Annotated in this window: 9 protein-coding genes and 1 rRNA gene; all 10 read right to left on the bottom strand. The window is 39.8% G+C overall.

Annotation, left to right across the window (positions count from 1 at the left end; genetic code table 11):
• Window positions 1-140: ribosomal RNA gene (locus BLP50_RS11910) — 16S ribosomal RNA — on the bottom strand; the annotation flags it as partial.
• Between the two features lie 470 nt (window positions 141-610).
• Entirely contained in the window at window positions 611-1,996 is a 1,386-nt protein-coding gene (radA, locus tag BLP50_RS11905; RefSeq protein WP_090155028.1) for a DNA repair protein RadA, read from the bottom strand.
• 83 nt (window positions 1,997-2,079) lie between these two features.
• Entirely contained in the window at window positions 2,080-2,493 is a 414-nt protein-coding gene (locus BLP50_RS11900) for an endosialidase (protein WP_090155026.1), read from the bottom strand.
• Window positions 2,494-2,587: 94 nt separating this feature from the next.
• Window positions 2,588-5,026 carry an ATP-dependent Clp protease ATP-binding subunit gene (locus BLP50_RS11895; protein WP_090155024.1) on the bottom strand — a complete coding sequence of 813 codons (2,439 nt, stop codon included), beginning with the start codon at window positions 5,024-5,026 and terminating at the stop codon, window positions 2,588-2,590.
• Between the two features lie 24 nt (window positions 5,027-5,050).
• Window positions 5,051-6,436, bottom strand: a complete 1,386-nt coding sequence (locus tag BLP50_RS11890; protein WP_090155021.1) for a hypothetical protein — start codon at window positions 6,434-6,436, stop codon at window positions 5,051-5,053.
• 109 nt (window positions 6,437-6,545) lie between these two features.
• Window positions 6,546-6,740, bottom strand: a complete 195-nt coding sequence (locus tag BLP50_RS11885) for a hypothetical protein (protein WP_090155019.1) — start codon at window positions 6,738-6,740, stop codon at window positions 6,546-6,548.
• 127 nt (window positions 6,741-6,867) lie between these two features.
• On the bottom strand, window positions 6,868-8,295 hold the full coding sequence (locus tag BLP50_RS11880) for an NCS2 family permease (protein WP_090155017.1): 1,428 nt from the start codon (window positions 8,293-8,295) through the stop codon (window positions 6,868-6,870).
• Window positions 8,296-8,393: 98 nt separating this feature from the next.
• Window positions 8,394-9,986 (bottom strand): CTP synthase, encoded by a 1,593-nt coding sequence (locus tag BLP50_RS11875; RefSeq protein WP_090155016.1) that lies wholly within the window; start codon window positions 9,984-9,986, stop codon window positions 8,394-8,396.
• A gap of 1 nt (window position 9,987) precedes the next feature.
• Window positions 9,988-10,560 carry an ANTAR domain-containing response regulator gene (locus BLP50_RS11870; RefSeq protein ID WP_090155014.1) on the bottom strand — a complete coding sequence of 191 codons (573 nt, stop codon included), beginning with the start codon at window positions 10,558-10,560 and terminating at the stop codon, window positions 9,988-9,990.
• A 19-nt stretch (window positions 10,561-10,579) separates the two neighbouring features.
• Window positions 10,580-11,827, bottom strand: a complete 1,248-nt coding sequence (locus BLP50_RS11865) for a glutamine synthetase family protein (protein WP_090155011.1) — start codon at window positions 11,825-11,827, stop codon at window positions 10,580-10,582.
• Between the last annotated feature and the right edge of the window lie 8 nt (window positions 11,828-11,835).

Here is an 11,835-nt window from a genome sequence, read left to right as displayed (position 1 = left end):
CCCACGCGTTACTCACCCGTCCGCCACTCAGTCAATAATCCGTCACCCCGAAGGGATCGTAGAAAATTGCTTCGTTCGACTTGCATGTGTTAAGCACGCCGCCAGCGTTCATCCTGAGCCAGGATCAAACTCTCATGTTAAAAAGTTTAATTCCGAATCAGTATAAAACTGACTTGTTTACTAATAAAGGTTTTGTTTCGTCTTAGAAACTAAATGAATTTCAAGGATACATGTTTTAAAAACTTGTATTAATTCAAGGTTTGTTTCACTGTTCAGTTATCAATCTTCGCTTTGTTGTTGCCCTCAGCAGCAACTCGTTTATACTATCATGCCGCCAGCCGTTTGTCAACAACTTTTTTATTTGTTTTTGAAACTTTTTAAGAAATTAAAATTGTATGAACAATTTTCTCAATTTCCTATTTCGTTTCAGCACTTCGCTTCCCTCAGTGCTCGATTATAATAGCACCAAGATTCACTAGTGTCAACAGATTTTCTGTGATTTTTTAAAGTAAATCTATTTGCCCGATTCGGTTGAAATTGTGTGAATTGTAGCAATTATTTTTACAATAATAAATGAGACCCCAAGATGTTGCCTTGAGGTCTCATTCTCTTAACGAGATATAGCATCAACCGCTTCTTTTACATTGGCCACGCCAACCACTTCTATTCCTTTTATATTAGAAACCGATGACAAATTAGAATACGGAATAATAGCTTTTTCAAATCCAAGCTTTTTTGCCTCGCTTACACGCTGCTCCGCCATGCTTACAGAACGTACCTCTCCAGATAGTCCTATCTCTCCAAATATAATAGTCTTAGCATCTACTGCGATTTCCTTCTCGCTGCTATATATTGCCATGGCAATGGCAAGGTCAACCGCAGGTTCATTTATTCTAATACCACCAGCTATGTTTACATATATATCTGATCGTCCAAAAAAGATTCCGCAGGACCTATTAGCCTTGGCATCACGCATTCTCTCTAAAACAGCAACAAGTAGATTAACTCGATTGTAATCACATCCAGTAGCCATACGCCTAGGAATTTCAAAAGCAGTCTTGCTAACAAGAGACTGTATCTCCACTAGAATTGGACGAGTTCCTTCCATAGAACATGTAACAATAGAACCTGTAGCATTCTCAGGTCTTCCATCTAGCATAACAGCCGACGGATTCTTTACCTCCATAAGTCCCACATCTCGCATTTCAAAAACACCTATCTCATTGGTAGAACCGAATCGGTTCTTAACACCTCGAAGTATTCTATAGGAAGCGTGTCTATCACCCTCGAAATACAAAACCGTATCTACCATGTGTTCAAGAACTCTAGGTCCAGCCACTGTACCTTCTTTTGTTACATGGCCAACTATAAATACAGCTATTCCCTGAACCTTAGCAATCTCCATAAGGACACTTGTGGATTCTCTAACCTGAGACACAGAACCTGGAGCAGATGTAACAGATTCATTGTACATAGTCTGAATGGAGTCAATAATCAGAACCGTAGGCTTCTCTCGTTCTACCACAGCCTTAATTGTATCTAGATTGGTCTCACATAAAAGATCTAGCTTGTCATTGAACTTTCCTATTCTATCTGCACGAATCTTAATCTGCTGTAGAGACTCCTCTCCGGATACATACATAACATCTACACCAGCTAAGCAAAGCTCTCGACAAGTCTGCAAAAGCAATGTAGATTTGCCAATTCCCGGATCACCACCAACTAAAACCATAGAACCGGGAACAATTCCTCCGCCAAGTACTCTATCAAACTCTTCTATATTAGTAGAGATTCTATTTTCATTTGACGCTGTAACATCAATTATCTTTGTAGGCTTGACATCTGAAACCTTTGCACGAGTCTTAATAGTCGTTTTATCGACCACCTCTTCTACAAGAGTATTCCACGCGCCACAAGCAGGACACTGCCCTGCCCACTTAGATGTCTCGTTACCACATTCCTGACAAAAGAATACTGATACATTCTTTTTGGCCATATTACGCTCCTCTCATTTTTAACCATATTATATAGAAAAATCTCCCCATATTGCTATGGGAAGATTATAAATCATCTGCAGTATTAAACTCTCTTGACTGTTACATTAACTGCTACACCTGGGTCAAGCTCAACTGAAATATTAAGCTTACCACCTACATTGGTCTTCATCTGACCTGCGCTAGCGCCATCAACTGTAATCTCGTAATCTGTCTCTGGCTCAAGCTCCAATGTAACCATAGCGTCTTCCTTACCCTCAACGGTAAAGGATACCTGCTCTGAAGTACAATTAAAATTAGCAACTGCTGTGCCAGGCACTGACTCATATACAAACATACCATTGCGCTCTAGCTTAGTAATGTCTGCAAAGGTCTTAACCTTGTATAAATCCCCTTCATGCTTGTAATTATCAAGCTTTTTCTTATCAGTAAGTGTGTAGTCACCAAAGCTGATAGTTCCATCTGCTTCGCTGCGAATCAATTCGCTAATTACAGCCATCTCAAATCCTCCTGTATTGCTGCCATGAACGGCTTTTCATAGTCCGATTATAACAAAGGAAATTGTTTTTAACAACAATCATCGAACATAAAAATTAGCATTTTTCAAAAACAATTTCATCCTTTTTAATCTTAGCCTTAACTGAGTCAAAGGACTTGATTTTACCTGCCAAAATGTCTTCTGCCATAACATCTTCAAGTGCAGTCTGAATCTTTCTTCGAATAGGTCTAGCACCGTATTTAGGATCAAAAGCCTTCTCCACAATCCATGTCTTGACTGAAGCTGGAATAGATACAGTAATATCCATCTGCTCCTTGCAGCGAGAAATAAACTGATTAACCTGAAGAGCTGCAATTTTCTTCATATCATCCTTTGTGAGAGCTCTAAATACAATAGTCTCATCTATTCGATTCAAGAACTCTGGCTTGAAAATACGCTTAACCTCTTCCATAACGCCATTTTTCATGAACTCGTAGTCCTTGCTTGCGTCTTCTTTGGAAGCAAATCCAAGCTTCTTCGGCTCAACAATAGCCTGAGCTCCAGCATTACTTGTCATAATAATGATAGTATTCTTAAAATCTACCTTGCGTCCCTGCGAATCTGTAACATGACCATCATCAAGAATCTGCAAAAGCACATTAAATACATCTGGATGAGCCTTTTCAATCTCATCAAATAGGATAACTGAGTAAGGATTGCGACGAACTTTCTCAGAAAGCTGTCCACCCTCTTCGTATCCTACATATCCTGGAGGCGAACCAATCATCTTAGACACAGAGTGTTTCTCCATGTACTCACTCATATCTACACGAATCATAGATGACTCATTGCCAAATACTGCCTCAGCAAGTGCCTTTGAAATCTCAGTCTTACCAACACCGGTAGGTCCTAAGAATAAGAATGAACCAATAGGTCTTCCCTTTTCCTTGAGGCCAACTCTACCTCGTCTAACAGCACGAGCAACAGCAGAAACTGCCTCCTCTTGTCCAATAACTCTCTTATGTAAAATACTCTCGATTTTTCTAAGTCTAACTGATTCCTGCTCTGTAAGCTTAGCAACAGGTATCTTTGTCCAAAGGGCAACAACCGCTGCTACATCATTTTCAGTAAGGATAGCCTTTTTAGCCTGCTTCTTGCGAGAAGCCTTTTTCTCAGCTGCAAGCTTCTGCTCAAGAAGATTATCCTTTTCTTGCTTCAACTGACTAGCAAGGGCGATATCACCTGCAATAATAGCCTCTTCCATCTCCTCAGCCAAAACTGCAATACGGTCGTCAAGACCATCGTCCTTAACAGTCTTTTTAACGGTAGAAAGCTTTAGTGAAGCAGCTGCCTCATCCATTAAATCTATAGCCTTGTCAGGAAGAAATCTATCTGCAATGTATCTCTCTGAAAGATTAACACAAGCTTCCACTGCCTCATCTGGAATAACTATTCCATGATGCTCCTCGTAAAGATATCTAACACCCTTAAGAATAGCGATAGTCTCCTCTGTAGATGGCTCTTCCACAACAACTGGCTGGAAACGACGCTCTAAGGCTGCATCTTTTTCCACATATTTACGATACTCAGTAATAGTTGTAGCACCGAGAATCTGAATCTCACCTCTAGCCATAGCTGGCTTTAAAATATTAGAAGCGTCTATAGCTCCCTCGGCTCCACCAGCGCCGATAAGTGTATGAATCTCGTCTATAAATAGAAGGATATTGCCTTCTTCGATTACCTCTGCAATAACACGCTTGATTCGCTCTTCGAACTCACCACGATACTTAGAGCCGGCAACCATGCCAGATAAATCAAGAGAGAGAACTCTTATGTCCTTAACAGAATCAGGAACGCTTCCCTCCACAATCCTCTCAGCAAGGCCCTCTACTATGGCTGTCTTACCAACTCCAGGCTCACCAATAAGACATGGATTATTTTTTCCACGTCTAGATAAAATCTGTATTACTCGCTGAATCTCAGCGTCTCTTCCAACTATTGGGTCAAGCTCTCCATCCTCTGCCATCTGAGTCAGGTCTCTAGAGAATTGATCCAAATATGAAACATCGTTTTTCTTGCGGCCACTGTTAATAGCCTGCATCTCTTCCTTATATACTGCGCCCTCTGCGCCCATGCCTGCTACTAGCTCCGAAAAAAGCTTGTGTGGATTAACATCAAGAGAGTTGAGAAGTCTAGCTCCTGAACAATCCTGCATGCGAATCATAGCAAGAAGTAAGTGTTCTGTACCTATAGTCTTTGAATTGCATTTATCTGCTTCGTCCGCAGCATGATCTAATAACTGTTCCATCTTTGGTGTGTATCCATCACGCTCCTGAACAGCAACCTCTCCACCTGGAGATATGAGCTCTTCTACCAATTTAAGTAGATTGTCTCTATTAACACCATTTGAATTCAAAACCTTTGCAGCAAGAGAATTTTCCTGGTCAATAATAGAAATAAGCAAATGCTCTGTGCCAACATAACTGTGCTGCAAAGACTTTGATAACTTTGATGCACCAGTAATGGCTCTTTTAGCCTGTTTTGAATATTCCATATTTAGCTCCTTTGCCAAATTAGATTAAAGATCATTAAGATCCATCATATTGAGACTAGCATCACGGCGCTCCTCAAAAGAGCCTTCGCTAGTGCTGAAGTCGTCGTAATCGTCGTATTCCTCTTCTTCGTCCTCGAAAATATCCTCTTCCTCATCCTCTTCTTCCTCTTCAGGATTAGTGAATACGATTGAACGAGGTAATTTCTTAGATGTCTTAACTGGAGACTTAGCAAAAACATCTCCATCAAAATCATCGTCATCTCCACGAGACTTGAGAATCTTATTGATTGTAATAAACAGAAGGATAACGCAAAGAACAATAAGTCCCATTATTATCTTTCTATATAATCCAAGCTTTTCCTTGTAAACACTATTGTCAACTGCCTCAGTCTGAGTGGCCTCTGCATCGTCGTCAGAAGAATCTGCACTTGCAGAAAGAGCAGCTGTATCAACACGTGATACAGTTCCATAAGTTTGGTCGTAAACAAACCATCCCTCTACCTGATCCTGATTCTGTCCGTAAACATAGAAGAATTCTGCACCATCAATAGTAAATGCAGGTACATCAACGCCATTTACATTGACAACTGTCTGTGAAAATCCGCTACCAGGTGCATCCGCTGCATCCTTAACAAGAACATATTTGTCAGCATCACCTAATAATACGAAATTAGAAACTGTACCAGCAGCCTCATCATAAATATAGAAAACACCAGAACCCTGTGTGTTATCAGCAGGCTTTAAATATAGAAGTGTAATTGCACCATTTGTAAGCTCGCTGTATGTACCATCAGCGATTTGGATAGTGGTCTTTTCAAAACCAGCTGGGATTTCGTTGTCCTTATATCTCTCAGAAACTACATACGCTACCCCACCGATATCAAATCCGCCATCTGCATTTAAGGTACCAACCGCCGAACCTGATGGTGCTGCAGGGGCTGTAGCCTCTGGCTGTTCTGCTGGCTCTGCAGGCTCTTCTGCTGCTGGTTCTTCTGCTGCTGGCTCTGGCTCAGCTGGTGCCTCAGCTGCCGCTGCAGAACCACCACCTATAGTAAGAGTAGTACTACTTCCCGAACAACTAGATGATGATACTATAATAGAAGCTGTACCCTCAGCTGCTGCTGAAAATACTACATCTCCTGTCTTACCATCGAAAGAAACTGAATTCCCCTGAGAACTATATCCTGAAACTGAACAACTACTGAGGGTCAACATACTAGATGTGTATTTAACAGTAACAGTTCCACTCTCTGTAGCTGTAATGGAAACTGTAATAGAATCCCCCACTGAAGCAGAGCTCTTTGAAACAGCAATGGTGGTCGTGCCCTGAGCAAGAGCAACCATGTTCATTGCAAAAACCATAATCCCTATAGCAATAATATTTATAGTCCTTTTAAACAATTTATTCATAATCAATTACCTTCCGCTTTCTGTGGCTATCAATACTAGAATTAGCACTTTAGAACAAAAGCCACACTACATATAGATAATTTAATTATAGAAAAAGCACTATACATAGTCAACAATTTCTCAGAAGTAATATAAGCCAAATTCCACCTGAAAGTCCTGAATATGAGCCAACTACGCTGGTCATATTTTCTGTTATATCAATATCAAAAATAAATAATACAAAAAACAGAATCCCAACTGCAAACAACAATGCCAGTGTACCAAATGAAACAATCAATTCCTTATCTAAGCCTCTCTTTTTCATATCATATAACCTCCGTGATTTATTAACTGTGTAAATAATAAACCAGGGAAGTGTCCCTAAATAATCCCATCAAAAAGAGCGTACTGCAAAATGCAATACGCTCTTAAATCAACTAATGTTATTAAGCTTAAACTGCTAAGAAGAACTTAATAAGGAAAAGAAGTGAAATCACATATGTAAGTGCAGATACTTCCTTAGCCTTACCTGTAAATACCTTGATGATTGTGTAAGAAATCATAGCAAGACCGATACCATGTCCGATTGAACCAGAGATTGGCATAGCGATAAGCATGATTGTAACTGGTACACAAACTGAAAGATCATCAAAGTTAACCTTCTTAAGACCTGTCATCATAAGAACACCTACATAAATAAGTGCTGCTGATGTTGCTGCTGCAGGAATAATTGCTGCAATTGGAGCAAGGAAAATACAAGCTGCAAAAGCAATACCACAAGTAAGTGCTGTAAGACCTGTACGTCCACCTGCCTCTACACCTGATGCAGACTCGATAAATGTAGTAACTGTTGATGTACCTGTGCAAGAACCAATGATTGTACCAACTGAATCTGAAAGAAGTGCCTCTTTCATGTTAGGCATGTTACCCTCGCGGTCAACCATACCTGCACGTGAAGCTGTACCTACAAGTGTTCCGATTGTATCGAACATATCGATGATACAGAAAGTAATAACAAGTGTAATAGCTGTGAACCAACCCATCTGAGCAAGTCCAGCAAAATTAAACTTGAATAATGTAGTAGAAGCCATATCTCCAAATGCTGGAACAAATGAAGCTGTCTCAAGTGATGCAAATGGATTGTTACCAAGTACTGCAAAATCGCAAATCCAGTAAAGGATTGATGCAGCAAACATACCGAGAATAACTGCAGATTTAACACCCTTAGATGCAAGTACAACAATTACAAAAAGACCTACAAACATTGTGATAGCAGAAAGAACCATAATTGGATAAGCATCTGTCATTGTGTCCCTAGCATATCCAGCTGTAAGTGCTCCAAAGAAATCCTTCATAACGAAGAACTGATTGAAGTTGGAATCTGCAATGTATACATTTGAGCCAAAACCAATGTTAAGAAGCATAAGACCAATAGCTGGTGAAATACCAAGTCTGATGCCAAGTGGAATAGCCTCAACAATTTTCTCTCTGACATTGAGAAGTGAAAGGATTAAGAATACAACACCTTCGATAAGGATAATGCAAAGCATTGACTGGAATGACTCAACATATCCCATACCTGTCATAGCAACTAAGTTGCCGATAACAATTGCCATGAATGAGTTAAGACCCATACCTGGAGCAAGACAGAATGGCTTGTTTGCAAGAAATGCCATAACAAACATAGCAACTGCTGATGAAAGACATGTAGCAAGGAATATACCATTCCAAAGCTCATCTCCACCTGCACGATAGCCTGTAAGGATGTTTGGATTCAATGCAATGATGTATGCCATTGTCATGAATGTTGTGAGTCCAGCGATAATCTCTGTTTTAACAGTAGTATTGTTTTCGCTGAGTTTGAATCTTTTTTCTAACATATTTTCCTCCCATCAAATAAGATTTGTTAGATTCTTGAGGTAATTTTACCTCTACATACGTCTCTATTTTAATCGGAAACACTTAGTTTTGTACAGTACTAATTTAAACTTGCTTTTATAAATGCCGCAAATAAAGGATGTGGCTTGTTAGGACGACTCTTAAACTCTGGATGGAACTGAACTCCTACATGGAATTTGTTTGAAGATACCTCTATAGCCTCAACTACCTCGTCATTAGGTGATGTACCAGAAATAGTAAGTCCCTTCTCTGTCATTACATCTCTATATGAATTGTTAAACTCAAATCTGTGTCTATGACGCTCTGAAATATTGTCTGAACCATAAGCTTCATAAAGCTTAGTACCCTTTCGAACTGCACATGGATATGCGCCAAGTCTCATGGTGCCACCCTTTCTAAGAACAGCCATCTGCTCTTCCATAAGGTCGATTACACAATTTTTGCCATTGTTATTGAACTCACGAGAGTTAGCATCTTCAATACCACATACATTTCTTGCAAATTCAATTGCAGCCACCTGCATACCAAGACAAATTCCAAGATATGGTACATCCTTTTCTCTTGCATATCGGCAAGCTTCGATTTTGCCTTCAACACCTCTATCCCCAAATCCACCTGGGACAAGGATACCATCACAATCTCCAAGATACTCCTCAACATTATCTTTTGTGATTTCTTCTGAATCAACCCATTTAATATCAACATGGGCGCTATCTGCATAACCACCATGGTATAGAGCTTCTCTAACAGAAAGATAAGCATCATGAAGAGCAACATATTTACCTACAATTGCAATCTTAGTTGTCTTCTTAAGGCCCTTGATGTTCTCAACCATCTTCTCCCATTCTTCGATTTGAGGAGGATTATTCTCAAGACCAAGCTCACGACAAACCACGTCATCAAGCCCATACTTGTGCATCATAAGAGGTGCCTCGTAAAGACAATCAAGTGTGTCATTTTCAATTACGCAATCCTTTTTAACATTGCAGAAAAGTGAAATCTTGTCCTTAATAGACTGCTCAAGTGGGTGGTCAACACGGCAAACAATAATATTTGGTGAAATACCAAGGGACTGAAGTTCCTTAACAGAATGCTGAGTTGGTTTTGATTTGTGCTCCTCAGAACCAGAAAGCCATGGAACAAGAGTCACATGGATAAAGAGGCAATTTTCTCTACCCTGCTCTAAAGAAACCTGTCTGATTGCCTCTAAAAATGGCTGAGATTCAATATCTCCTGTGGTGCCACCGATTTCAGTGATAAGTACATCACAGTCAGATGTCTTGGCGCCCATATAAATGAAGCGCTTGATTTCCTCTGTAATATGTGGAATCACCTGAACTGTCTGGCCAAGATACTCTCCCTTTCTCTCTCGGTTAAGAACATTCCAATATACCTTTCCAGATGTAAGATTAGAATATTTATTAAGGCTCTCATCGATAAATCTCTCATAGTGACCCAAATCCAAATCTGTCTCCGCACCATCATCAGTAACAAAAACTTCGCCGTGCTGATAAGGACTCATTGTTCCAGGATCAACATTCATATATGGATCCAATTTCTGTGATGCCACCTTATATCCTCTCATTTTAAGTAATCGTCCAAGTGAGGCTGCTGTAATACCCTTGCCTAGGCCTGATACTACGCCACCTGTAACAAATACATGCTTTGTCATCTTAATCTCCTTCATATTCTCTTATTATTTCTTTTGCTACTTCAACCCTGGATAACCGGGAATCCATCGCTTGTTTTTCAATAATCTTATGTGCTTCTTCTTCGGAAACATCTCTGTTAACTATAAGAAGCAATTTTGCTCTGGAAATAATTTTCAAATCACTAAGCTTTTTCTCTAGCTTCGCGCTCTCCTTGTGAGCCATATTAATACGACTCTGGGCCACGCGAGCAAGCTTAAGCGCCTGCCAGAAAAGCTGCTTATTGATAGGCTTGGAAACGGTAATCACACCGAAATCCTCTACCTTTGATGCTATTTCCTCAGCATACTCTGCCTTAATAAATAAAATAACCTGGCAGATATTTTTCTCTGCTATATCAATGGAAAGCTCCTCTCCACTGGAACCACCAATAGGACCATTTATAAGACATATATCAAAATCATAGTCCGAAATGATTCGCTTAGCTTCTGGAGCATTCTCAGCAACAATCATATCTACAAACCCGTTTTCTTTTAGAAAGGATTTATAAAAAGAAGTGCCTTTTTCATTGTCGCAGACAATCAAAGCCCTTTCCATATTTAACTCCTTTAGGAAACTAATTAGTAGATTTGATTTTCTCTATATAATGAGTGGCAACAGCTGCAAAATCTGAGTTCTTAATGAACTGACTATTTTGGGCACACTCAATAGCCTCATCAAGCGATAGTGGCAACATCTCTAAATTTGATGAAATCTCATCTGTCATTTGACGGGAATTAACCTCAAGTGCTGGTGGAAGCTTTTCCTTATTATTAACACCTGCAAGACCTGCTTGAATAATAATCGCACTTGCCAAATATGGATTGATACAAGAGTCAGGTGAACGAAGGATAAAATGATCTCGCTTACCCTTAAACTCAGGAACTCTAAATAATCGAGAATTGTTCTGCTCCGACCAGGTAATATATTTTGGAGCCTCGTTCATACCAAATCTGTCATAAGAATCCTTGCGGCAATTTAAGAACAAAGTAATGTCCCTCATTCTGTTAATAATTCCTGCCATGAAACCTTCTGAAAATTCCTTGTCCTCATTTTGAAGATTAATTCCGCCTCTGTAATTTGCCATTTTAATATGAAGGCCATTACCTGGAGCTCCTGGCAATGGAAGTGGATCAAAGGAAGCCCACACTCCATTTCGAGCTGCAATGTTTTCAACAACATTTTTATATGTAACAAGATTGTCTGCTGTAGTGAGCACATCGCCGGACATGAAATCAATCTCGTTTTGTCCTGGACCGCGCTCATGATGCGAAGACTGTGGGCTGATACCCATTTCTTCCAATGTAAGACAGATTTCTCTTCTGATATTTTCTCCCTTATCATTTGGAGCCACATCAAAATATCCGCCATTATCAAATGGCTCATTTGTAGGGTTACCCTCCTCATCTGTTTTAAATAAGTAGAACTCAGACTTAAGACCCATTCTTGTAGAAATACCTAACTGGCTACATTTTAAAAGTGTCTCCTTCAGGAAATGGCGATAGTCATACTTGTATGGACTACCGTCTGAAAGTACAACATCACAGTAAAAACGAATAACTCGTCCAGACTGTGGTCGCCATGGCAAAACATGCATGGTATCTGGGTCAGGCTTAAGGAATAAATCCTCTCCCTGCTCATCGTCGTACCCTAAAATAAGAAAAGAGTCGAAATTAACACCTTCTTCAAAGGCGTGTTTCAACTCTTGTGGCATTATTGAAATATTCTTTTGTTTACCGTAGAGGTCACAAAATGCTAGACGTATGAATTTTACGTCATTCTCCTCTACAAAATCGATGATATCACTGACTGATAGCTGAGACATAAATTCCT

This window comes from Pseudobutyrivibrio sp. AR14 (assembly GCF_900101325.1).
In the GTDB taxonomy this organism is placed as follows: domain Bacteria; phylum Bacillota; class Clostridia; order Lachnospirales; family Lachnospiraceae; genus Pseudobutyrivibrio.
This window is presented reverse-complemented; position numbering and strand designations above follow the sequence as displayed.

Excerpts from the sequence above, each read along its gene's own strand:
- radA (WP_090155028.1), bottom strand. The coding sequence starts at position 1,996 with ATGGCCAAAAAGAATGTATCAGTATTCTTTTGTCAGGAATGTGGTAAC.
- BLP50_RS11900 (WP_090155026.1), bottom strand. The coding sequence starts at position 2,493 with ATGGCTGTAATTAGCGAATTGATTCGCAGCGAAGCAGATGGAACTATC.
- BLP50_RS11895 (WP_090155024.1), bottom strand. The coding sequence starts at position 5,026 with ATGGAATATTCAAAACAGGCTAAAAGAGCCATTACTGGTGCATCAAAG.
- BLP50_RS11890 (WP_090155021.1), bottom strand. The coding sequence starts at position 6,436 with ATGAATAAATTGTTTAAAAGGACTATAAATATTATTGCTATAGGGATT.
- BLP50_RS11885 (WP_090155019.1), bottom strand. The coding sequence starts at position 6,740 with ATGAAAAAGAGAGGCTTAGATAAGGAATTGATTGTTTCATTTGGTACA.
- BLP50_RS11880 (WP_090155017.1), bottom strand. The coding sequence starts at position 8,295 with ATGTTAGAAAAAAGATTCAAACTCAGCGAAAACAATACTACTGTTAAA.
- BLP50_RS11875 (WP_090155016.1), bottom strand. The coding sequence starts at position 9,986 with ATGACAAAGCATGTATTTGTTACAGGTGGCGTAGTATCAGGCCTAGGC.
- BLP50_RS11870 (WP_090155014.1), bottom strand. The coding sequence starts at position 10,560 with ATGGAAAGGGCTTTGATTGTCTGCGACAATGAAAAAGGCACTTCTTTT.
- BLP50_RS11865 (WP_090155011.1), bottom strand. The coding sequence starts at position 11,827 with ATGTCTCAGCTATCAGTCAGTGATATCATCGATTTTGTAGAGGAGAAT.